18 protein-coding genes are annotated in these 23884 nt (G+C 67.0%); 12 read left to right on the top strand and 6 right to left on the bottom strand.

The features are described from left to right. The first annotated feature begins 24 nt into the window (after positions 1–24). On the top strand, positions 25–3318 hold the full coding sequence (gene icmF, locus U1F38_RS01095; RefSeq protein WP_409985207.1) for a fused isobutyryl-CoA mutase/GTPase IcmF: 3294 nt from the start codon (positions 25–27) through the stop codon (positions 3316–3318). 45 nt (positions 3319–3363) lie between these two features. On the opposite strand, the gene U1F38_RS01090 is transcribed toward icmF, so the two are convergent. Then, positions 3364–3891: a deaminase gene (locus tag U1F38_RS01090; RefSeq protein ID WP_409985206.1), complete on the bottom strand. Its 528-nt coding sequence runs from the start codon at positions 3889–3891 to the stop codon at positions 3364–3366. A 234-nt stretch (positions 3892–4125) separates the two neighbouring features. Here U1F38_RS01090 and U1F38_RS01085 point away from each other — a divergent pair, with 234 nt between their 5' ends. Beyond that, on the top strand, positions 4126–5886 hold the full coding sequence (locus U1F38_RS01085; protein ID WP_409985205.1) for an AMP-binding protein: 1761 nt from the start codon (positions 4126–4128) through the stop codon (positions 5884–5886). A 116-nt stretch (positions 5887–6002) separates the two neighbouring features. Next, positions 6003–7826, top strand: coding sequence for a gamma-glutamyltransferase (gene ggt / locus U1F38_RS01080; protein ID WP_409985204.1), 1824 nt, complete (start codon positions 6003–6005; stop codon positions 7824–7826). Positions 7827–7881: 55 nt separating this feature from the next. Here the strand turns inward: ggt and U1F38_RS01075 are convergent, their stop codons facing one another. Then, positions 7882–8295 carry a YbaN family protein gene (locus tag U1F38_RS01075; protein WP_409985203.1) on the bottom strand — a complete coding sequence of 138 codons (414 nt, stop codon included), beginning with the start codon at positions 8293–8295 and terminating at the stop codon, positions 7882–7884. Positions 8296–8439: 144 nt separating this feature from the next. Here U1F38_RS01075 and U1F38_RS01070 point away from each other — a divergent pair, with 144 nt between their 5' ends. From U1F38_RS01070 to U1F38_RS01060, 3 genes are read left to right on the top strand one after another with little or no spacing between them, the layout of a single operon-like run. Continuing rightward, positions 8440–9933 (top strand): AMP nucleosidase, encoded by a 1494-nt coding sequence (locus tag U1F38_RS01070; protein ID WP_409985202.1) that lies wholly within the window; start codon positions 8440–8442, stop codon positions 9931–9933. Positions 9934–9986: 53 nt separating this feature from the next. After that, on the top strand, positions 9987–10223 hold the full coding sequence (locus tag U1F38_RS01065; protein ID WP_409985201.1) for an AbrB/MazE/SpoVT family DNA-binding domain-containing protein: 237 nt from the start codon (positions 9987–9989) through the stop codon (positions 10221–10223). 10 nt (positions 10224–10233) lie between these two features. Further along, entirely contained in the window at positions 10234–10638 is a 405-nt protein-coding gene (locus U1F38_RS01060) for a type II toxin-antitoxin system VapC family toxin (protein ID WP_409985200.1), read from the top strand. A 6-nt stretch (positions 10639–10644) separates the two neighbouring features. Here U1F38_RS01060 and U1F38_RS01055 read toward each other — a convergent pair whose 3' ends face one another. The 3 genes from U1F38_RS01055 to U1F38_RS01045 form a co-directional block, all read right to left on the bottom strand. Continuing rightward, entirely contained in the window at positions 10645–12786 is a 2142-nt protein-coding gene (locus U1F38_RS01055; protein WP_409985199.1) for a 3-hydroxyacyl-CoA dehydrogenase NAD-binding domain-containing protein, read from the bottom strand. A gap of 212 nt (positions 12787–12998) precedes the next feature. Beyond that, positions 12999–14204 carry an acetyl-CoA C-acetyltransferase gene (locus tag U1F38_RS01050; protein ID WP_409985198.1) on the bottom strand — a complete coding sequence of 402 codons (1206 nt, stop codon included), beginning with the start codon at positions 14202–14204 and terminating at the stop codon, positions 12999–13001. 114 nt (positions 14205–14318) lie between these two features. Next, entirely contained in the window at positions 14319–15146 is an 828-nt protein-coding gene (locus U1F38_RS01045) for a crotonase/enoyl-CoA hydratase family protein (protein ID WP_409985197.1), read from the bottom strand. A gap of 266 nt (positions 15147–15412) precedes the next feature. Between U1F38_RS01045 and U1F38_RS01040 the strand changes: the two genes are divergently transcribed. The 6 genes from U1F38_RS01040 to U1F38_RS01015 all read left to right on the top strand — a co-directional run bounded on the left by U1F38_RS01040 (position 15413) and on the right by U1F38_RS01015 (position 22733). Then, positions 15413–16288 (top strand): branched-chain amino acid ABC transporter permease, encoded by an 876-nt coding sequence (locus U1F38_RS01040; RefSeq protein ID WP_409985196.1) that lies wholly within the window; start codon positions 15413–15415, stop codon positions 16286–16288. A gap of 9 nt (positions 16289–16297) precedes the next feature. Continuing rightward, the gene (locus U1F38_RS01035; protein ID WP_409985195.1) at positions 16298–17374 is read left to right on the top strand and encodes a branched-chain amino acid ABC transporter permease; all 1077 of its coding nucleotides are present in this window, start codon (positions 16298–16300) and stop codon (positions 17372–17374) included. Positions 17375–17864: 490 nt separating this feature from the next. Next, positions 17865–18674, top strand: coding sequence for an ABC transporter ATP-binding protein (locus U1F38_RS01030; protein ID WP_409985194.1), 810 nt, complete (start codon positions 17865–17867; stop codon positions 18672–18674). Between the two features lie 175 nt (positions 18675–18849). Beyond that, positions 18850–19623 (top strand): ABC transporter ATP-binding protein, encoded by a 774-nt coding sequence (locus U1F38_RS01025; RefSeq protein ID WP_409985193.1) that lies wholly within the window; start codon positions 18850–18852, stop codon positions 19621–19623. Between the two features lie 2 nt (positions 19624–19625). After that, a complete protein-coding gene (locus U1F38_RS01020; RefSeq protein WP_409985192.1) occupies positions 19626–21485 on the top strand; it encodes an AMP-dependent synthetase/ligase in 1860 nt (619 codons plus the stop codon). 84 nt (positions 21486–21569) lie between these two features. Further along, the gene (locus U1F38_RS01015) at positions 21570–22733 is read left to right on the top strand and encodes an ABC transporter substrate-binding protein (RefSeq protein WP_409985191.1); all 1164 of its coding nucleotides are present in this window, start codon (positions 21570–21572) and stop codon (positions 22731–22733) included. Between the two features lie 116 nt (positions 22734–22849). Here the strand turns inward: U1F38_RS01015 and U1F38_RS01010 are convergent, their stop codons facing one another. After that, positions 22850–23773, bottom strand: coding sequence for a LysR family transcriptional regulator (locus U1F38_RS01010; RefSeq protein WP_409985190.1), 924 nt, complete (start codon positions 23771–23773; stop codon positions 22850–22852). Positions 23774–23884: the final 111 nt, after the last annotated feature.

Below are 23884 nucleotides of genomic sequence, written 5' to 3'. Positions count from 1 at the left end.
CATCAAAATCACAGGAGATAACCCATGACCGATCTGTCCGCCGACTACAAGGCCCTGGCCGAGTACCGCCCCAAGAACAAGGTGCGCTTCGTCACCGCCGCATCGCTGTTCGACGGCCACGATGCGGCCATCAACATCATGCGCCGCATCATCCAGGGCATGGGCGCCGAGGTGATCCACCTGGGGCACAACCGCAGCGTGGACGAGATCGTCACCGCCGCGCTGCAGGAGGACGTGCAGGGCATCGCCATCAGCAGCTACCAGGGCGGCCACGTCGAGTACTTCAAGTACATGATCGACCTGCTGAAAAAGCGCGGCGGCGAGCAGATCCAGGTCTATGGCGGCGGCGGCGGCGTGATCGTGCCGGCCGAAATCCGCGAGCTGCAGGACTACGGCGTGGCGCACATCTTCAGCCCCGAGGACGGCCAGCGCATGGGCCTGAAGGGCATGATCGGCGAGATGGTGATGCGCTGCGACAAGGACTTGTCGGGCCACGCGCCCAAAGGCATCAAGGCCATCGAAGGCCAGAGCGAGAGCGCCTGGCGCGCGCTGGCGCAGCTCATCACCGCACTGGAAAACGGCCACGCCGATGCGGCCCTGCTCAAGGCCGTGCAAGCCGCTGCGGCCAAGAGCAAGGCGCCCGTGCTGGGCATCACCGGCACCGGCGGCGCGGGCAAGTCCAGCCTGACCGACGAGCTGATTCGCCGCCTGCGGCTGGACCAGGACGACAGCCTGCGCGTGGCGCTGATTTCCATCGACCCCAGCCGGCGCAAGTCGGGCGGCGCGCTGCTGGGCGACCGCATCCGCATGAACGCCATCAGCCCCTGGGCCAGTGGGCAAAGGGTTTTCATGCGCAGCCTGGCCACGCGCGAGGCGGGCGGCGAAGTCACGCCCGCCCTGCCCGCCATCATTGCCGCGTGCAAGGCGGCCGGGTTCGATCTGGTGATCGTCGAGACGCCCGGCATCGGCCAGGGCGACGCGGCCATCGTGCCGCTGGTGGATGTGCCGATGTACGTGATGACGCCCGAATACGGCGCCGCCAGCCAGCTCGAAAAAATCGACATGCTGGACTTTGCCGAGTTCGTGGCCATCAACAAGTTCGACCGCAAGGGCGCCATGGACGCGCTGCGCGACGTGGCCAAGCAGATGCAGCGCAACCGCGAGGCCTTTGGCAAGCGCCCCGATGAAATGCCGGTGTTCGGCACCCAGGCCTCGCACTTCAACGACGATGGCGTGACGGCGCTGTACCAGGCGCTCAAGCCCCGCCTGGCTGCGTTGGGCCTGCCAGTCAAGGAAGGCCGCCTGGCGCCCGTCCGCACCCGCCACAGCACCAGCCAGACCCCCATCGTGCCGGGGCAGCGCGTGCGCTACCTGGCCGAAATCGGCGAAACCGTGCGCGGCTACAAGAAGCGCGTGCAGGCCCAGGCGCGGCTGGCGCGCGAGGTGCAGCAACTGCGCGAAAGCGCCCGCATGTTGCACGAGGACGACGCCAAGAAAAGCGGCGCGCAGGGCACCGTGCTGGCGCTGGCCGAGGCCCGCGCGGCGCGCCAGGACCACGACGCCAAAAAGCTGCTGGAGCAGTGGCCTGCGATGCAACAGGCCTACGCCGGCGACGAGTATGTGGTGAAGATCCGCGACAAGGAAATCCGTACGGCGCTCACGACCAAGTCGCTGTCGGGCACCCCCATCCGCAAGGTGGTGCTGCCCACGTTCGAGGACCACGGCGAAATCCTGAAGTGGCTGATGCTGGACAACGTGCCGGGCAGCTACCCCTACACCGCCGGCACCTTTGCCTTCAAGCGCGAGGGCGAGGACCCGACGCGCATGTTCGCCGGCGAGGGCGACGCCTTCCGCACCAACCGCCGCTTCAAGCTGGTCTCCGAAGGCATGCCGGCCAAGCGCCTGTCCACGGCCTTCGACTCGGTCACGCTGTACGGCGCCAACCCCGACCCGCGGCCCGACATCTACGGCAAGGTCGGCAACTCGGGCGTGTCCATCGCCACGGTGGACGACATCAAGGTGCTGTACGACGGCTTCGATCTGTGCAGCCCGACGACCTCGGTGTCGATGACCATCAACGGCCCGGCGCCCACCATCCTGGCGATGTTCATGAACGCCGCCATCGACCAGAACCTGGCCAAGTTCAAGCAGGACAACGGCCGCGAGCCCACCGACACCGAGGCCGCCAAGATCCGCGAATGGGTGCTGGCCAATGTGCGCGGCACCGTGCAGGCCGACATCCTGAAGGAAGACCAGGGCCAGAACACCTGCATCTTCTCGACCGAGTTCAGCCTGAAGGTGATGGGTGACATTGCCGAATACTTCGTGCACCACAACGTGCGCAACTTCTATTCGGTCAGCATCAGCGGCTATCACATTGCCGAGGCCGGCGCCAACCCGATCAGCCAGCTCGCCTTCACGCTGTCCAACGGCTTCACGCTGGTCGAGGCCTATCTGGCACGCGGCATGCACATCGACGACTTCGCGCCCAACCTGTCGTTCTTCTTCAGCAACGGCATGGACCCCGAGTACACCGTGATGGGCCGCGTGGCGCGCCGCATCTGGGCCGTGGCCATGAAGGAAAAATACGGCGCCAACGAGCGCAGCCAAAAGCTGAAATACCACATCCAGACTTCCGGCCGCAGCCTGCACGCGCAGGAGATCGCCTTCAACGACATCCGCACCACGCTGCAGGCGCTGATCGCCATCTACGACAACTGCAACAGCCTGCACACCAACGCGTACGACGAGGCCATCACCACGCCGACCGAAGAATCGGTGCGCCGCGCCATGGCGATCCAGCTCATCATCAACCGCGAATGGGGCCTGGCCAAGAACGAGAACCCCAACCAGGGCGCCTTCATCATCGAGCAGCTGACCGAGCTGGTCGAGGAAGCCGTGCTATCGGAATTCGAGCGCATCAGCGAGCGCGGTGGCGTGCTGGGCGCCATGGAGACGGGTTATCAGCGCGGCATGATCCAGGAAGAAAGCCTGTACTACGAGATGCTGAAGAACTCGGGCGAATACCCCATCATCGGCGTCAACACCTTCCGCAACCCGCATGGCGACCCGGTGCCCGAGCACATCGAGCTGGCGCGCTCGACCGAGGAAGAAAAACAGAGCCAGCTCACGCGCCTGCAGGACTTCCACCAGCGCCACGCCGCCGAGGCGCCGGCGATGCTCAAACGCCTGCAGCAGGCCGTGATCGACAACGCCAACGTGTTCGAGGTGCTGATGGACGCCGTGCGCGTGTGTTCTCTGGGCCAGATCACCACGGCCTTGTTCGAGGTGGGCGGGCAGTACCGGCGCAGCATGTGACAACGGGGCGGCTCCGCATCGCCAATGCGGGCGCGGGGCCTGGAATCACTCGTCCGGCGCAGCGTGGGTCCAGAACCCCCGATGCGCTGCGGCGGCCTCGTCCTCCAGCAGCGGGCCCAGCACGGCCACCGCCCGCTGCCCGCGCGCGAAGACCTCGCGGCAGGGCAGAGAAAAAGTCGGGTTTTCCGGATGGTCGCCGGTCAGGCCCAGCAGCGCATGCTCGGACAGGGCGTACACGACGCGCCCGATGCCCGTCCAGTACACCGCGCCGGCGCACATGCAGCAGGGCTCGGCGCTGGTGTAGAGGGTTGCGCGCGCCAGCTGCTGCGGCGTGCGCAGGCGGGCCGCCTTGGCCGCCGCCACCAGCTCGGCATGCTGCGTCGGGTCGCCCTCGGGCGGCATCGAGTTGTTGCCCGCCTCGCTGATGACGTTGCCGTGCTCATCGGCCACCAGGGCCGCGAAGGGATGCCGCCCGCGCGCCCTGGATTGCTCCGACAGGGCAATCGTTCGGCGCAGCAGGGCAAGGTCCTGCTCCGTGGGCAACTGGGAGGCTTGAGCGGCAAGGCGCGGCATCGTCGGGTTCCTTCAAGGACAGCTTGAGCGGCAAGGCGATCACCCGAGAATACGGCACGCCACGCCTGAAACCAGCATGGATCGATACACGAGATGCGCGGCCGCCGCCAATTGCCACAGTGCGACCCGGGTTGCCAACGAACGCCGCGCAATGGTGCACACTCGGGTGACGCGGCTGTCCTCGCCGGCGAACGACCGGGGCGGCGCGCGGCCATCACGCCAAGGAGACAGAGCATGAGCAACGCCACCCCGACACCCTCGGCCACCGCTTTCCGCGCCGCCCGCGACCACCTGCTGGCGCACCGCGAGGAACAGGCCGCACTGGGCGCCAGCTTTCGCTGGCCGCGCTTGACGCAGTTCAACTGGGCGCTCGACCACTTCGACCGCCTGGCACGCGAGGACGGCAATGCGCCGGCGCTGTGGATCGTGAACGAGGGCGCGGGCGAGCAGAAGATCAGCTACGCGCAAATGGCCGCGCGCTCCAACCAGGTGGCCAACTGGCTGCGCGGCCTGGGCGTGCGCCGCGGCGATCGCGTGCTGCTCATGCTGGGCAACGAGGTGCCGTTGTGGGAGACCATGCTGGCCGCCTTCAAGCTGGGCGCAGTGGTCATTCCGGCCTCGTCGCTGCTGACGCCCGAGGACCTGCGCGACCGCATCGAGCGCGGGCACGTGCGCCACGTCGTCGCAGGCGAGGTGCACCAGGAAAAGTTCGCGCAGGTGCCCGGCGCCTACACGCGCATCGGCGTCGGCGCGCCGCTGGCGGGCTGGACGGCGTTTGCGGACAGCCGCCAGGGCAGCGAGGCCTTCACGCCCGACGGCCCCACGCAGGCCAGCGACCCGCTGCTGCTGTATTTCACCTCGGGCACCACGTCCAAGCCCAAGCTGGTGCTGCACACGCACCAGAGCTACCCGGTGGGGCACTTGTCCACCATGTTCTGGATCGGCCTGAAGCCCGGCGACATCCACATGAACATCTCCTCGCCGGGCTGGGCCAAGCACGCGTGGAGCTGCTTTTTCGCGCCCTGGAACGCGGGCGCCTGCATCTTCATCCACAACACGGCGCGCTTTGCCGCCCCGGCCCTGCTGGAGACCCTGGCGCGCTGCGACGTGGACACCCTGTGCGCGCCGCCCACCGTGTGGCGCATGCTGATCCAGGAAGACCTGGCCTCCTGGCGCGGCAAGCTGAGCCTGCGCGAGGTGATTGGCGCCGGCGAACCGCTCAACCCCGAGATCATCGAGCAGATCAAGTCGAGCTGGGGCTTGACGCTGCGCGACGGCTACGGCCAGACCGAAACCACCGCCATCGTTGGCAACGCGCCGGGCCTGGCCGTCAAGCCCGGCTCGATGGGCCTGCCCATGCCGGGCTACCGCGTGGCACTGCTCGACGTGAACGGCGAGGAATCCGACGAGGGCGAGGTCTGCCTCAGGCTCGACGACCCACCCGGCGACGCGCCCGGCGGCCACCCGGGCACCGGCCGCCCACTGGGCCTGATGGCCGGCTACGAGGACAGCGCCGAGCGCACCGCCGAGGTCATGCACGGCGGCTACTACCGTACCGGCGACGTGGCGCAGCGCGATGCCGACGGCTACTACACCTTCGTCGGCCGCGCCGACGACGTGTTCAAGGCCAGCGACTACCGCATCAGCCCGTTCGAGCTGGAAAGCGCGCTGATCGAGCACGCGAGCGTGGTCGAGGTGGCGGTCGTCCCCAGCCCCGACCCGGTGCGGCTGGCCGTGCCCAAGGCCTTCATCATCCTCGCGCAGGGCAGCCGGGCCGACGCGCAGACCGCGCGCGAGATCCTGGCCTTTGCGCGCCAGGCGCTGGCGCCCTACAAGCGGGTGCGCCGCATCGAGTTCGTGACCGAGCTGCCCAAGACCATCTCGGGCAAGATCCGCCGCGTGGAGCTGCGCCAGACCGAGTCCGGCCGGCGCGAGCGCGGCGCGAAGGACCCGCTCGAGTTCTTCGAAGACGACTTTCCCGATCTCAAAACGTAAGCAAGCGCTCGCCCTCGGGTTTGCCCGCAGGACGAGCCGCCCGAGCCCGTGAAAAATAGCCCGCAGCGACGCCCCTGGCGCCGCTGTACCGTATTTTTGTTCGCGAGGAGAGACTGATGGCCCAACCCACCCCCAAACTGCTGCTGGCCGGCCTGGCCCTGGCCGTGCTGGCCGCGTGCAGCACCCCGCCTGCCGCGCCGCCGCCCGCCACGGCAACCCCGATCGCAGCCGTTGCGCCCGCCTCCGCCGCCCCGGTCGCTGCCTCGCCCACGGCGGCGGCCCAGGCCGCTGCCGCGGCCTACGACTTCGACATGGACGTGTTCCACCCCGTGGTGGCACGCCACGGCATGGTGGCCACCGAGCAGGAGCTGGCCTCGAAGATCGGCCTGGATGTGCTCAAGTCCGGCGGCAATGCGGTCGATGCCGCCGTGGCCATCGGCTTTGCGCTGGCCGTGGCCCTGCCCAATGCGGGCAACGTGGGCGGCGGCGGCTTCATGATGGTGTACGACGCCAAGACTGCCAAGACCGTGGCGGTGGACTTCCGCGAAGTGGGCCCGGCGGCCGCCAGCCGCGACATGTACCTGGACGCCAGTGGCAAGGTGATCGACGGCAAGTCGCTCTACACCCACTACGCCATCGGCGTGCCCGGCACCGTGGCGGGCATGACGCACGCGTTGCAAAAGTGGGGCACGCAGCCGCTGACCAAGCTGCTCAGGCCCAGCATCGAGCTGGCCGAAAAGGGCTATCCGGTGAGCGAAACGCTGGCCAAGGTGCTGCAGCAAGAAACCAAGAACATGGGCAAGTGGCCCGCCACCAAGGCCATCTACTGGCGCAACGGCGCGCCCCTGAAGGCTGGCGACAGGCTGGTGCAGAAAGACCTGGGCCACTCGCTGCGCCTGATCGCCCGCGACGGCGCCAGGGCCTTCTACGAGGGCGAGATCGCCCACAAGATCGCCGCCGACATGGCCAAAAACGGCAACCCCATGACGCTGCAGGACTTGAAGAACTACAAGGTCGTCGAGCGCGAGCCGGTGCGCGGCACCTACCGCGGCTACGAGATCGTCACCATGCCCCCGCCCTCCTCGGGCGGTGCGCACCTGGTGCAAATCCTCAACATCATGGAGCGCTGGCCCATCAAGGACTGGGGCCTGAACAGCGCCAACACCGTGCATCACATGGCCGAGGCCATGAAGCTGGCCTATGCCGACCGCGCCGAATACCTGGGCGACCCGGGCTTCGTCCAGATTCCGCTGAGCGGCCTGACCAGCAAGAAGTACGCCGACGCGCTGGCCGCACAGATCAGCGCCGACAAGGCCCGCAGCGCCAAGGAGATTCGCGCCGGCAAGCCGCAGCCCTACGAGAGCGACCAGACCACGCACTACTCGGTGGTGGACAAGGCCGGCAACATGGTGGCCGTCACCTACACGCTCAACACCAACTTCGGCAGCGGCATCGTGGCGCCCGGCACCGGCATCATGCTCAACAACGAGATGGACGACTTCTCGGCCAAGCCCGGCGTGCCCAACGCCTATGGCGTGATCGGCGGCGACGCCAATGCCGTGGCCGCCGGCAAGCGCCCGCTGTCGTCCATGACGCCCACCTTCGTGCTGAAGGACGGCAAGCCCTGGCTGGTCACCGGCAGCCCCGGCGGGCCGCGCATCATCACCACCGTGCTGGAGCAGATCGTCAATGGCATCGACTTCGGCATGAACCCGGCCGAGGCGGCGTCGCAACTGCGCTTTCACCACCAGTGGACGCCCGACGAGCTGCGCATTGAAAAAGGCTTCTCGACCGACACCATCCGGCTGCTCAAGGACAAGGGCCAGAACGTCGTCATCAAGCCGACCATGGGCCGCACCCAGACCATCCAGGTGCACGGCAACGAGCTGTGGGGCTACTCCGACCCGCGCAACCCCGACGGCAAGACGCTGGGGTATTGAGCGCAGCACCACGCCCGCCCAAAGCCCGCCGCCCGGCGGGCTTTTTCATGGCGCCCTATTCCTCCGGCCGCAGCCACAGCCAGATGCCCATCGCCAGCAGGAACAGCGGCACGAAGATGCGCACCCACGGCGCCACGGAGTCGAACAGCTGCAGCACGCCGGCGCTGGCCGCCATGGTGACGACGGCCAGCCACTTGGCCGGGCGCGACACCGCGCCGCGCTCGCGCCAGCGCTGCACCGGCGGGCCAAAGCGCGGGTGGCGCAAAAGCCAGGCCTCGAAAGCCGGCCAGCCCTTGCCCGCGGCCCAGGCCGCCACCAGCAGGAACGGCACCGTCGGCAACACCGGCAAGAAAGCGCCCACCACGCCCAGGGCAAAGGCCGCCACGGCCAGCAAGCGCCACAGCCCCATCACCACGCGCTGGTGATGGCGCAGACGCGGTGGCGCGGCAGGGGCAAGGGGTTTTGGCATCGAATGACGGGTTTGCGCTTGCGTGGTGCGCGCAAGCAGCTATCAAATCAGGAACAGGCAGTCGAGTCCCCATCATAGCCAGGCGCGCCGCGAGCGCCTTGACCCGTGTCATGAAACCGACGTGCCGCCCATGGACAATAGGGCATGGAATCGCGCCCCCCCTTCATCGCCCCCACCGCCTTCAACGACGCCACCGCCGCACTGGAGCGCGCGCAGGCAATCTACCAGTCCGGCCTGGCGCACCTGCGCGCGCAGTTGCAGGCCTTCATGGCGCTGGCCGAGCCGCCGGCGGCCGCGCTGCCGCACGTGCGCGCCTGCTACCCCTTCGTGCGCCTGCGCACCGCGCACAGCACGCACCCCGACACGCGGCTGGCCTATGGCTTCGTGGCCCACGCCGGGCAGTACGAAACCACGCTGACGCGGCCCGACCTGTTTGCCGACTACTACCTGGAGCAGTTCGGCCTGCTGCTGGCCAGCCACGACGCGCCGCTGGAGGTGGGCATCAGCAACCAGCCGATTCCCCTGCCCTTCAGCTTTGGCGACGGCGAATACTTTGACGGGGGCCTGGCGCCCTGGCAGCGCGCCATGCTGGGCGAGGTGTTCGACCTGCCCGACCTGATGGCCATGGACGACCGCATCGCCAACGGCACGCACCAGCCACACGGCGGCGAGCCGCTGCCGCTGGCCCTGTTCACCGCGCCGCGCGTGGACTATTCGCTGCAGCGCCTGCGCCACTACACCGGCACCGCGCCCGAGCACTTCCAGAACTTCGTGCTGTTCACCAACTACCAGTTCTACATCGACGAGTTCATCGCCCTGGGCGAGGCCGAGATGCGCAAGGCGGACAGCCCCTACAGCGCCTTCGTGCAGCCCGGCAACGTCGTCACGCGCCGCGCCGGCCTGCCCGCGCAGGCGGGCGACGAGCGCGGCCAGGCTCCCGCGCGCCTGCCGCAGATGCCCGCCTACCACCTGATGCGGGGCGACCGCAGCGGCATCACCATGGTCAACATCGGCGTGGGCCCCAGCAACGCCAAGAACATCACCGACCACGTGGCCGTGTTGCGCCCGCACGCCTGGATCATGCTGGGCCACTGCGCCGGCCTGCGCAACCGCCAGCAACTGGGCGACTACGTGCTGGCCCACGGCTACGTGCGCGAGGACCATGTGCTGGACGAAGAGCTGCCCCTGTGGATCCCGGTGCCCGCGCTGGCCGAGGTGCAGATCGCCCTACAGGACGCGGTGGCCGAGATCACCCAACTGCAGGGCGCCGACCTGAAGCGCATCCTGCGCACGGGCACCGTGGCCACCACCGACAACCGCAACTGGGAGCTTTTGGGCGCGGGCGCGCCGCAGCAGCGCTTTTCGCAGTCGCGCGCCGTCGCGCTCGACATGGAAAGCGCGACCATTGCCGCCAACGGCTTTCGCTTTCGCGTGCCCTACGGCACCCTGCTGTGCGTGAGTGACAAGCCGCTGCACGGCGAGATCAAGCTGCCCGGCATGGCCAACCACTTCTACCGCGAACGCGTGAACCAGCACCTGAAGATCGGCATCCGCGCGCTCGAGCGCCTGAGCGAGAACGGGCTGGATCGGCTGCACAGCCGCAAGCTGAGGAGCTTTGCGGAGGTGGCGTTTCAGTGAGTTCGAGTCAAAGTATTACAATCGGCGATCGAGTAATACAGACGGAACAAACCATGAGCACCATCACCATAAAAGGCCAGGTTACCGTGCCCAAGCCCATCCGCGATGCTCTGGGCTTGACTCCGGGCTCGCAGGTTGACTTTGCGCTGAACGAGCACGATCAGGTGGTGCTTCGGCGCGCCCAACCGGTGCGCAAACGTGCCAAGACCGACCGGTTCGAGGCCGCGCGCGGCAAGGCCGACATTCGCTGGCGCACCGATGAATTGATGGCCTTGCTGCGCGAAGGCTGATCGCACGGTCATGCTGGTTGACACCAACGTCCTGCTCGACGTGCTGCAGGACGACCCGGCTTGGGTTGACTGGTCGCTGCGCCAGTTGCGCGCCCAGTCACAACTGCACCGGCTGGCGATCAACCCTGTGATCTACGCCGAATTGGCGCTTGGGTTTTCGGCGCTCGAGGCCCTCGACGCAGCACTGGAAGACTTGGGGCTGCCGTTGCTGGAAGTGCCAAGGCCGGCGCTTTTCTTGGCAGGCAAGGCCTTCGCCGAATATCGACGCCGCGGCGGCACCAAGTCGGGGGTGCTGAGCGACTTCTTCATCGGCGCTCATGCCGCCGTGGCGCGCCTGCCGATTCTGACGCGCGATACTGCGCGCTACCGCAGCTACTTTCCAAGCGTGCGGCTCGTCGCACCGAGCGACGGTTGAAGTGAATCAGTACTTCGGCGCAAAGGCGCGGATCGCCGCCTTCGCCGCCGCATCCAGCGCAAAGCCCTTGCCGTGCGCCGCCGCCAGCTCGGCGCAGCGCGCGTCGAAGGCCTCGATGCCCTGGCCGTAGATGAACTGCATGGCCCCGCCCGTCCAGGCCGGAAAGCCGATGCCGAAGATGGAGCCGACGTTGGCGTCGTGCACGCTGGTGAGCACGCCCTCGGCCAGGCAGCGCGCGGTCTCGACCGACTGGCGGTAGAGCAGGCGGTCCTGGATGTCGCGCGCGTTCCACGCCGTGCCGGGTTTTTCAAACAACGACTTCAGCTCGGGCCACAGGTGCTTCCTGGCCCCTTGCGGGTAGTCGTAGAAGCCGCCGCCGGCCGCACGTCCGTTGCGCCCCAGTTCCTTCACCATGCGCTCGACCAGCAGCTCGCCGGGCGTGGCCTCATACGTCTTGCCCTCGGCCTTGTAGTCGGCGCGGGTCTGATCCATCACGTGCACCGACAGCGACAGCGCCGTTTCGTCCAGCACCGCCAGCGGGCCCACGGGCAGGCCGGCCTGCACGGCGGCGTTCTCGATCACGGCGGCCGGAATGCCCTCGCCCAGCATGGCCGCGCCTTCCATCACGTAGGTGCCGAAGGTGCGGCTGGTGTAGAAGCCCCGCGAATCGTTGACGACGATGGGCAGCTTGCCCAGGGCCAGCACGTAGTCGAAGGCGCGGGCGACGGTTTCGTCATCCGTCTGTTTGCCGCGGATGATCTCGACCAGCTTCATCTTGTCCACGGGGCTGAAGAAGTGAATGCCGACGAACTTGGCCGCCGCCTTGCTGGCCTGTGCCAAACCGCTGATGGGCAGGGTGCTGGTGTTGCTGGCGAAGAAGCCCCCTTGGGCCAGCATGGGCTCGGCCTCTTGCGTGACCTTGGCCTTCAAGTCGCGCTGCTCGAACACGGCTTCGATGATGAGATCGCAGCCCTTCAGGTCCGTCGCATCGGCCGTGGGCGTGATGCGTGCCAGCAGCGCCTGCTGATCGACCGGGCTCATGCGCCCCTTGTCCACGCGCTTTTGCGTGAGCTTGGCGCTGTAGCCCTTGCCCTGCACGGCCTTCTCGGTGGACACGTCCTTCAGCACCGTGGCGATGCCGCGGCTGGCTTGCGCATACGCAATGCCCGCACCCATCATGCCGGCGCCCAGGATGCCGACCTTGGCGGGCTTGAAACGCGGCACGTCCCTGGGGCGCGACTGGCCGCTCTTGATGGCGTTCAGATTGAAGAAGAAGGTGTTGATCATGTTGCGCGCCACCGGGCCGGCCATCAGGCTGGCCAGATACCGGCTTTCGATGCGCGTGGCGGTGTCGTAGTCCACCTGCGCGCCTTCGACCATGGCTGAGAGCGCCGCCTCGGGCGCGGGGTAGTTGCCGTGCGTTTTGGCCGTCAGCATGGCGGGCGCGACGACCAGGCCGCCCGCGATCTTGGGGTTGGCCGGCGTGCCACCCGGAATCTTGTAGCCCTTGACGTCCCAGGGCTGCTGCGCCTGCGGGTTGGCGGCGATCCAGGCCAGGGCCCGCGCGCGCAACTCGCCATCGCTGGCCACCAGTTCATGCACCAGGCCCAGCTCATGGCCTTGGGGCGGGTTGAACAGCCGGCTTTCCATGATGAAAGGCTGCGCGCCCTCAAGGCCCAGCAGGCGCGTCATCTTGGTGATGCCGGTGGCGCCGGGGATCAGGCCCAGGGTCAGCTCGGGCAAGCCGAACTGAATCTTGGCGTTGTCCACCGCGATGCGGTGGTGCGCGGCCAGCGCCACCTCCCAGCCGCCGCCCAACGCGCTGCCGTTCAGGCACGCGACGACGGGAATCCCCAGCGTCTCCAGCGTACGAAAGGCGTGCTTCAGGCGCTCGATCTCGGCGAACAGCGCGGGCGCGTCGGCGCCGGTCAGGCGCATCACGCTTTTGAGGTCGGCGCCGGCAAAAAAGGTTTTCTTGGCCGAGGCCAGGATCACACCCTTGAGCTGATTCTTCTGGGCAGCGATCTGCGCCACGGCGGCGGCGATGTCGGCCTGCCACGCGGCGCACATGGTGTTGACGGGCGAGCCCGGCTCGTCGAAGGTGATGGTGGCGATGCCGTCGGTGGTATCGATGCGCAGGGTTTGCATGGGTGATCCTGAATTGATAGCTGCTTGCGCTTGTTCAACAAGCGCCAAAGCCTGATTTGATCTAAAGAATCAAACAGCCGAACGCAGAGGACGCAAAGGATTCGCAGAGGACGCAGAAGAACAGCCAAAAATTTTTATGGATTTTTGTGCGCCCTCTGCGAAATCTCTGCGCCCTCTGCGTTCGGCTGTTCGGCTGTTCGGCTGTTCTGGCCTCACATACGCTCGACGATGGTGGCAATGCCCATGCCGCCACCCACGCACAAGGTGGCCAGGCCGTAGCGCAGGCCACGGCGGTGCAGCTCGTCGATCAGCGTGCCCAGAATCATGGCGCCGGTCGCGCCCAGCGGATGGCCCATGGCAATGGCGCCGCCGTTGACGTTGACCTTCTCGTGCGGCACCTTCAAGTCCTTCATGAACTTCATGGGCACGGCGGCAAAGGCCTCGTTGACCTCGAACAAATCGATCTGCTCGATCGTGAGGCCCGCCTTGGCCAGCGCCTTTTGCGTGGCGGGCATGGGGCCCGTGAGCATGATGGTCGGGTCGGCCCCCGACAGGGCCGTGGCGACGATGCGCGCGCGGGGCTTCAGGCCATGCGCCTTGGCGGCGGCCTCGTTGCCGATCAGCACGGCCGCCGCGCCATCGACGATGCCCGACGAGTTGCCCGCGTGGTGCACGTGGATGATGCGCTCGACCTGCGGGTAGCGCTCCTGCGCGACGGCGTCGAAACCCATGGCGCCCAGCTGCTCGAACGAAGGCCTCAGGCCCGCCAGCGCCTCCACCGTGGTGCGCGGCTTGATGAACTCGTCTTCATGAAGGATGGTCTGGCCCAGAAAGTCGGTGACGGGCACCACCGAGCCCTTGAAATACCCCGCCGCGCGCGCCGCGCCCGCGCGCTGCTGCGAGGTGACGGCAAAGGCATCCACGTCGGCGCGGCTGAACCCTTCCAGCGTGGCAATCAGGTCGGCGCCGATGCCCTGCGGCACAAACGCCGTCTTGAGGTTGGTGGCCGGGTCTTGCGCCCAGGCGCCGCCGTCGCTGCCGATGGGCACGCGGCTCATGCTCTCCACGCCGCCGGCGACCACCAGGTCTTCCCAACCCGAGCGCACCTTTTGCGCCGCCAGGTTGACGGCCTCCAGGCCCGAGGCGCAAAAGCGGTTGATCTGCACGCCCGCGCAGCGCCAGTCCCAGCCGGCCTTCAGCGCCGCCACCTTGGCAATGACCGAGCCCTGCTCGCCGATCGGCGCGACCACGCCCATCACCACGTCATCGACGGCTGCGGTGTCGAAGCCGTGGCGCTTGCGCAAGGCCTCCAGCGTGCCGGCCAGCAAGTCCACGGGCTTGACCTCGTGCAGGCTGCCGTCCTTTTTGCCCTTGCCGCGCGGCGTGCGCACGGCGTCGAACACATAGGCTTCGGTCATCGGGTAACTCCTGAGTGGGGTGAGCACAGAAACTGGCAGTATAGACATTTAACCAAGCAGATGCTCGATTAAATTGAAACCGCCCCCATGAGCTGCGACCGGATGGAGGCGCCGTCATTCGGCTTCGTCAAATCGCCCGTGACGCCCGGCCCCGCCGGCAAAGCGCGCGGCGCCGGCCAGCGCATCGCCCAGGCAGTGCTTGCCGGCGTCCCATTCGCGCTGCAGGGCCTGCGGCAGCGGCCAGTCCCACTGGGTGAGCGCGCTCAGGCGGTCGGCGCGCAGCGTGGCTTGCGGAAAGTCGGCCAACTGGCGTGCCAGGGCAATGGCCGCGTCGCGCGCCGTGCCGGCGGGAACCACCCGGTTGGCCAGGCCGATGGCCAGGGCCTCGTCGGCCGGCACGGGGCGGCCCGTCAGGATCAGGTCCAGCGCGCGGCTCTGGCCGATCAGGCGCGGCAGGCGCACGGTGCCGCCGTCGATCAGCGGCACGCCAAAGCGGCGGCAGAAGATGCCGAAGTACGCGTCCTGCTCCATCACGCGCAGATCGCACCACAGCGCCAGCTCGGTGCCGCCGGCCACGGCCGCACCGCTGACGGCGGCAATCACCGGCTTGGACAAGAGCAGGCGCGTGGGGCCCATGGGGCCGCGCGGCAGCGCGTCGGCGGCGCCAAAGTCCAGGTCGGCCCGGATGCGGCGCAACTGCTCGGCGGCGTCGGGCGCCAGGCGCGCACCCGACTTCAAGTCCCAGCCCGCGCAGAAGTGCCCGTGCGCGCCATGCAGGACCGCCACGCGCGCGCTCTCGTCGGCCTCGAAGGCGACGAAGGCCGAGTGCAGCGCGCGGGCCGTCGCGTCGTCCACGGCGTTGCGCACGTCGGGGCGGTCGAGCGTGATCACGGTCACCTGGTCCAGGTGTTCAACGCGGATGGAAGCGGTCGGCTCGGTCATGGGTGGTTCGTCGGGGTTGAGGAACCGCTGAACAATTCTTCGTGGATGCGTGCGCTCGATATCGGGATGAGCCGCAAGGCGCAAACCGCAGCGATAGCCGTTGCTATCGCGAGGATTTGCAACGCTGCGGATCGCTCGAGATCGGGATGCACGCGCCGCGAGGGAGTTGTTCAGCGGTTCCTAAGGGTTTGCCGGGGATGCGCCCCGCCGGCAAGGCCCTTAGAGTGTGACGAATTTTTTTCAACGCATGGTGACGGGGAGCAAGCGTGCAGTTCATCCAGCTGGTGATCAGCGGCATCGCGCAAGGCTGCATCTACGGCCTGATCGCCTTGGGCTTCGTGCTGATCTACAAGGCGACCGAGACCGTCAGCTTTGCCCAGGGCGAGCTGATGATGCTGGGCGCCTTTCTGGGCCTGGCCGGCATGAGCATGCTGGGCTTTCCGTTCTGGCTGGCGGTGCTCGCCAGCATCGCGGCCATGAGCCTGTTCGGCGTGCTGCTGGAGCGCGTGGTGATCCGCCCCATCCTGGGCCAGCCGGCGTTTTCCATCGTCATGCTGACCATCGGCATCGGCTACGTGGCGCGCGGCGCCATCACCATGATTCCCGGCATCGGCACCGAGACCCACACCCTGCCCGTGCCCTACAAGGACCAGGTGTGGAACCTGGGCGCGCTGGTGCTGAGTGCCGAGCAGATGGTGGTGATCGCCGTCACCGCCGTGCTGTGCGCGGGGCTGTTTGCGATGTTTCGCTACACGCGGCTGGGCATTGCCATGCAGGCGGCGTCGCAAAACCAGCTGGCGGCGTATTACATGGGCATCCCGGTCAAGCGCCTGAACGGCCTGGTGTGGGGCCTGGCCGCGGCGGCGGCCGCCATCGCCGGTCTGCTGCTGGCGCCCATCACCTTCGTGCATGCCAACATGGGCTTCATCGGGCTCAAGGCCTTTCCGGCGGCGGTGGTCGGCGGCTTTGGCAGCCTGCCGGGCGCCATCGTGGGCGGGCTGGTCATCGGCATCGTCGAATCGCTGTCGGGCTTTTACCTGCCCGAGGGCTTCAAGGACATCGCCGCGTACATCGTGGTGCTGATCATGCTGATGGTCAAGCCCAATGGCCTGTTCGGCGAAAAACTCCGCAAGAAGGTTTAGTACCTCGCCATGCGCTTCATCTTCAAGACCAGCTACGAGCAGGACATCCGCCTGGCCAAGCACGGCGGGCATGTGTTCTGGTATGGGTTGCTGATGCTGGCGCTCATCGCCGCGCCCTTCGCACTGCCCGAGTACTGGCTGGCGCAGCTCACCTTCGTGCTGATCTACGGCATCGCCGGCCTGGGCTTGATGCTGCTGGCCGGCTTTACCGGACAGTTCTCGCTGGGGCACGCGGCCTTTCTGGGCGTGGGCGCCTACACGCAGGCGGTGCTGACCAATGCCGGCTGGCCCTTTCCGCTGGCCATGGCCTGCGCCGCCGTGCTGGCGGCCTCCGTGGGCGTGGTGGTGGGCCTGCCGGCGCTGCGCGTCAAGGGCATCTACCTGGGCATTGCCACGCTGGCCTTCGGCTTCATCGTCGAAGAGGGCTTTGCCCGCTGGGAAAGCGTGACCGGCGGCAACGCCGGCCTGTCGGTGCAGGCGCCGGCGCTCTTCGGCTGGTCCATCGACTCCAGCGCGGGTTTTTACGCCATCTGCCTGGTCACCGCGGTGCTGGCCACGCTGGGCATCGTCAACCTGCTGCGCGCCCCCATCGGCCGCGCCTTCGTGGCCATTCGCGACTCCGAAATCTCGGCGCAGAGCATGGGCATCAACCTCGCGCGCTACAAGACGCTGTCGTTCGCCCTGTCGGCCGCGCTGGCCGGCGTGGCCGGCGCGCTGTATGCGCACAAGCTGCAATTCCTGTCGCCCGACCAGTTCAACATCCTGCAATCGATCGACCTGTTGCTGCTGGTGGTCATCGGCGGCCTGGGCTCCATCCACGGCGCCTTCCTGGGCGCCATCTTCCTGATCGCCATGCCGCAGCTCATTTCGCTGTCCAAGGACTGGCTGCCCGACGCCATCGGCCAGGCCCCCGGCCTGCAGGCGGTGGTGTACGGCGCGGTGCTGATCGCCTTCGTGCTGTTCGAGCCCCTGGGCCTGTACGGGCGCTGGCTGAAGATGCGCACCTGGCTGCAGATGTTTCCGTTCTACCAGCGGGGCATGTTCAAGCGGCAGAAAAGTTTCCAGAAATCGGATCGGTTGAAATGAACGGCGACGCCTTGTTTTCGACGAGACGCGCTCTGCCATCCGGGGCCGAGCGCAGCGACGGCCCGTGTGGATGTTCATCACCCCTCTGGCCGTGCCGAGAAGCGCAGGGCCTGGGGCGGGCATGGGCAACGCAGTATGCCCATGCTTTGTGCTCTGACTTGCTGCGGTTGTCTGAGCGAAGAGAGCGCAGCGAACGCAGCGAGTTCCGCAGCACCGCCCCAGGCGCGAGCATCGCAGGCTGCCCGCAGCAACGCTGCGGGACACGGCCAGTGGGGTCGCCTTTTCTTTGCCTACTTTCTTTTGGCGGCGCAAAAGAAAGTAGGTGCGCCGCCGGGCGCATATCCCGGCCAGCGAGAGCTCGCAGGGTCAACCGAGATGCAAACGACGGCCTACAACTCCAACGCCGCCGCCCCTCACCCCAGCCCTCTCCCCAGAGGGGCGAGGGAGCAAGGCAGCGCCTGCGAAGCAGGGCAGCCACGAGACGCCACCCATGACTGACGTCCTGCTCTCCGCCAACAACCTCAGCGTGCGCTTCGGCGGCGTGCTGGCCGTGAACGACGTCAGCTTCGACGTGCGCCCCGGCGAGGTGTTCACCCTCATCGGACCCAATGGCGCCGGCAAGACCACGGTATTCAACCTCATCAGCCGCTTCTACCAGCCCACCCAGGGCGGCATCGACTACGCCGGCCCGAATGGACCGGTCAAGCTGACCGAGCAGCCGCCGCACCAGGTGGCCTCGCTGGGCATTGCGCGCACCTTCCAGAACATCGAGCTGTTCGAGCACGCCACCGTGCTGCACAACCTGCTGGTGGGCCGGCACACGCACCGGCAGACGGGTTTCTGGAGCCAGTTGCTGTTCACCCCCGCCACGCGCGCCGCCGAGCTGCAGGCGCGCGAGGCCGCCGAGCGCGTGATCGAGCTGCTGGACCTGCAGCGCTATCGCGACACCCTGGTGGCCGGCCTGCCCTATGGCGTGCGCAAGGTGGTCGAGCTGGCGCGCGCGCTGTGCGCCGAGCCGCGGCTGCTGCTGCTGGACGAACCCTCGTCGGGCCTGAACGTGGAGGAGACCGACGACATGGCCTTCTGGATCCAGGACATCGTGCACGAGCTGGGTGTCACGGTGCTGATGGTGGAGCACGACATGAGCCTGGTCTCGCGCGTGTCCGACCGCGTGCTGGCCATGAACCAGGGCCAGGTGCTGGCCATGGGCACGCCGGCCGAGGTGCAGGCCGACGCCAAGGTGGCCGAGGCCTACCTGGGTTCGATCGAGGACGTGTCCTCGCTGCGGAGGGTGCAATGAAACACCCCCAGTCTCCACTCGCTTCGCGATGTTTCGCCCACCCCCTTGCAGGGGGCATCGCCTGTGACCGGGGAGACCCCGGCCACGGCGATCGCTGGCTTGGCCTGCTCCGCGGCCATTCGGCTCTTTGGGTTTCATGCCCTGCGGGTGGCACGCGGAGCCATGGATCACTGACATGAGCAACATCGTCCTTCAATTGGCCAACGTCGAAAGCGCCTACGGCCCCATCAAGGCGATCCGAGGCGTCAGCCTGCAAGTCGAGCAGGGCCAGATCGCCACCGTGCTGGGCAGCAACGGCGCGGGCAAGAGCACCATCTTGAAAACCATCTCCGGCATCATCGACCCGCGCAAGGGCTCGATCACCTTCAAGGGCGCGGACATCACCGCCCGGGACCCGGCCTTCATCGTGCAGCAGGGCCTGTCGCACGTGCCCGAGGGGCGCGAGGTGTTCCCGCTGCTGTCGGTGCACGACAACCTGCTGATGGGCGCCTACACCCGCCGCGACCGCGACGGCGTGGCACGTGACATGGAGCAGGTCTATGCCTACTTCCCGATCCTCAGGGAGCGCCGCGCGCAGGACGCAGGCCTGCTGTCGGGCGGGCAGCAGCAGATGCTGGCGATCAGCCGCGCGCTGATGGCCAACCCGCATCTGATCTTGCTGGACGAGCCCAGCCTGGGCCTGTCCCCCAAGCTGACCAAGGAAATCTTCGAGATCGTGGTGCGCATCAACCGCGAGCGCGGCACCACCATCTTGCTGGTGGAGCAAAACGCCAACATGGCGCTGAACGCCGCCGACTACGGCTACGTGCTGGAAAACGGCCGCATCGTGATGGAAGACACCTGTGCCCACCTGCGCGAGAAGGACGACATCAAGGAGTTCTATCTGGGCATGAAGGACACCGGCGTGCGCGGCGAGCGGCGCTGGAAGAAAAAGAAGACCTGGAGATAGGCATGAGCAATCTTTGGGACCTCTCCCACCTCAAGCCGCGCACCGACGTGGTGCTCGAGGGCGACACCATCACCGCGATGTTCTGGAATGCCGTGGCCAAGCGCGGCGACCAGATCTGGCTGCGCGAGAAGGATTTGGGAATCTGGCGCAGCTGGAGCTGGACGCAGGTGGGCGAGGCCGTGCGCGAGATCGCCGGTGGCCTGATGAGCCTGGGCTTTGCCGCGGGCGACACCAGCTCCATCCTGTCCAACACGGTGCTGGATTGGGTGCTGTGCGACCTGGCCGTGCTGTCCTGCGGCGGCGTGGCCAACGGCATTTACCCCACCGACGCGGCCAGCCAGGTGCACTACCTGTGCGAGGACTCGCGCACCCGCGTGCTGTTCGCCCAAGACGACGAACAGCTGGACAAGGCGCTGGAGGTGCGCGGGCAACTGCCGCTGCTCGCCAAGATCGTCGTGTTCGACATGGAGGGCCTGCGCGACCTGGACGATCCGCAGGTCATCAGCCTGGATGCCCTGCGCGCGCTGGGCCGCGCCTGGAACGCGCAGCACCCCGATGCCGTGCGCCAGCGCGCCGCCGCGTGCAAGCCCGATCAGCTCGCCATCCTGGTCTACACCTCGGGCACCACGGGCAAGCCCAAGGGCGCCATGCACACGCACGGCGGGCTGGTGTATGCGGCGCACGGCTTCAACGCCCTGCTGGCGCGCAGCGAGGACGACGAGGCCATGGCCTTCCTGCCGCTGTGCCACATCGCCGAGCGCATGGGCGGCGAATACATGGCGCTGTACACCGGCACGCGCCTGAACTTTGTGGAGAACCCCGACACCGTGCCGGAGAACGTGCGCGAGATCGCACCCACCGTGTTCACGGCCGTGCCGCGCGTGTGGGAAAAGTTCTATTCCGGCGTGACCATCGCGCTGAAGGAAAGCACGCGCCTGCAGCAGGCCGCTTATGGCTGGGCGATCGGCGTGGGCCGCCAGATTGCCGAGCGCGTGCTGGCCGGCCAGCCGGTGCCCGCGCTGCTCAAGGCGCGCTTCACGCTGGCGCGCTGGCTGGTGCTGGACAACGTGCGCAAGATGATCGGCATTCACCGCGCGCGCTACCTGGTCACCGGCGCGGCGCCGATCTCGCCCGAGCTCATCAAGTGGTATCTGGCGCTGGGTGTGCCCATGCTCGAGGTGTGGGGCATGACCGAGACCTGCGGCGCCTCCACCGGCATGCGGCCGGGGCGCATCAAGCCCGGCTCCATCGGCCCCGCGGCCGACCTGAACCAGGTGCGGCTGGACGCCGAGACCGGCGAAATCCAGGTCAAGGGCCGCAACGTGTTTGCCGGCTACCTGAACCAGCCCAAGAAGACGGCGGAGAGCTTCACGCCCGACGGCTGGCTGCGCACCGGCGACGTGGGCACGGTGGACGCGGAGGGCTTTTATCGCATCACCGACCGCATGAAGGACATCATCATCACCGCGGGCGGCAAGAACATCACGCCCAGCGAGCTGGAGAACGAGCTCAAGTTCAGCCCCTACATCACCGACGCGGTGGTGATCGGCGACGCGCGGCCCTTCCTCACGGTGATCATCATGATCGACCAGGAGAATGTCGAAAAGTACGCGCAGGACCACGACGTGCCCTTTTCCAACTACGCCAGCCTCACGCGCGCGCCCGAGGTGCAGGCCCTGATCCAGGGCGTGATCGACGAGGTGAACCGCAAGTTCGCCCGCGTCGAGCAGATCAAGAAGTTCTTTTTGCTCGACACGCAATTGACCGCCGAGGACGAGGAGCTGACCCCGACCATGAAGCTCAAGCGCAAGCTGGTGCAGACCAAGTACGCGCCGCAGATCGAGGCCATGTACGGCGCCTGACGCGCCGCATCAGGGTAATCACCGCCGCAATTCGCGCACACATCTGTTCACAATCCGCTCACCAACCCAAGGAGGCCCCTGACCATGAGACGCACCCTGTATTCCCTGGCCTGCACCCTGGCCATCGCTGCCGGCCCCGCTTTTGCCCAGACCCAGGGCGTGAGCAAGACGGAAATCACCGTCGCCACCATCCAGGACTTGTCGGGTCCGCTGGCCGGCTTTGGCAAACAGGCGCGCAACGGCATGCAGCTGCGCGTGGACGAAATCAACGAGCAGGGCGGCATCAACGGCCGCAAGCTGGTGTTCAAGGTCGAAGACTCGGGCTATGACCCCAAGCGCGCCGTGCTGGCGGCGCAAAAGCTGGTCAACCAGGACAAGATTTTCGCCATGATCGGCCACATCGGCACAGCGGCCAACATGGCCACCTTTCCGGTGCTGTTCCCCAAGAAGGTGATCAACTTCTACCCGCTCACCGGCGCGCGCGAAATGTTCGAGGCGCCCAACCAGAATCTGAAGTTCGCCTTCAGCGTGCCCTACTACGACCAGACGCGCACCGGCACGCCACGCCTGGTCAAGGAAAAGGGCGCCAAGACGGTCTGCTCGCTGTACCAGGACGATGAATTCGGCCTGGAGGTCATGCGCGGTGCCGAGGACGGCCTGAAAACCATCGGCATGACGCTGGCCGAGAAAACCACCTACAAGCGCGGCGCCACCGACTTTTCCTCGCAGGTCGCCAAGATGAAGGCCGCCGGCTGCGACCTGGTCGTGCTGGGCACCGTGATCCGCGAAACCATCGGCACCATCGGCGAGGCGCGCAAGACCGGCTACAACCCCACCTTCATGGGCACCACCGCCTCCTACACCGACCTGATCCACAAGCTGGGCGGCAAGGCCATGGACGGCTTTTACTCCACCTCGGCCGTCCAGGTGCCGTATCTGGACGACACCTCGCAGCCGATCCGCTTCTGGGCCAACAAGTACAAGACCAAGTTCAACGAGGACCCGGGCGTGTTCTCGGTCTATGGCTACGAAATCATGGACAACTTCATCCAGGGCGCGCAGCGCGCCGGCGCCAACCTGACCACCGAGAGCTTCATCAAGGGCATGGAAAGCGCCCCGATCGAGCCGGACATCTTCGGCAGCGACACGCTCAAGTTCAGCGCCACCAAGCGCCTGGGCACCGAGCGCTCGCGCCTGTCGCAAATCCAGAACGGCCGCTGGGTCGTGGTGTCGGACTACTTCAAGTAAGCCGCCACGTTGCCTCCCGGCAAGCCGCCTTCGGGCGGCTTTTCTTCGGGTGCACGGCCGCGCGATCACGGTGTGCCCTGCCTCGCTAGATCCGACGTGCTCACCCCATTGTCGGATCATCCACGTTTCGACTTGGATCCACGCAGCGCGTGCGGCCCCGCACTCAGGCCACCCGCCTCTTGCACGAAGGCATCAACCAGACGCTGCGCGGGTAGAGTCAACGGTGCATCACCGCGCGATACCACGTGAATTGTGAGCCGCGGCAGCGTGTCCTCGATCGGTAGCGTAGTCAGTTGAAGCAGAGGACCATAGCGGTCGAAGAAGCCACGCGGCATGATGCCAACAACGTCGAGCGTAGGCATTAGCGCCAGCAGTGTTGTAAACGACTGGCATTCCAACCGAATTTTTGGCGCTTTTAGTCCGAGACTCATCGGATCTCCGGGCCCACCCGCCGGACCAGTGAGAACCCAGGCGGCATCCGACAAGTCTGCAAGACGCCGTGCACGCGACAGCGGGTGACTGCGGCGCGCACCGATGACGTTCTGGCTATCAAACACCGGTTGAACAATGAGATCACGGCCTACACCTTCAACCGGCAGCGGTCCAATCGCCAGGTCGATCTCTCCGGCACGCACCTGCGCCAGTGCGCGGGGATAAAGCGTATCAACCACGCACAGCCGCACCTGTGGCCATCGCCCACCAAATCGCGCCACCGCGCCCGGCGCGAGCAGAATGGCCGACGCCGGCGATAGCCCTACCGTGACACGCGCTTCGACGTGGCGCTGGTGCCAAGCGATCTCCTCGCGCCCGCGTTCAATTTCGCGCAGTGCCGCTGCGGCGCGAGTGGCAAGCAACTCGCCCGCTGGCGCCAAACGCGCCCCCTTGGCGCTGCGCTGCACCAGCACGCATCCGAATTCGTCTTCAAGCTGATGCAGCGCCTTAGTCAACGCCGGTTGACTCACGTTCAACGCCAGTGCTGAGGCCCGCAAGCTGCCGGTCTGTGCAATGGCGAGCATTAAGTGCAGGTGCTGCAGCCGCATATGGCCTCCTAGTGCGATAACCCATGGTAATCCCAATGAAGGAATGTCACGCGTCAATAGCTGCGACATTGCCTAGACTGAACAGCGCCCCAAATACAACGAGGAAACGTC

This window comes from Ottowia sp. (assembly GCF_046348305.1).
Taxonomy (GTDB): Bacteria; Pseudomonadota; Gammaproteobacteria; order Burkholderiales; family Burkholderiaceae_C; genus Ottowia.
Note: the sequence above shows the minus strand (reverse complement) of the source record. Positions and strands in the feature narration are given on the sequence as shown.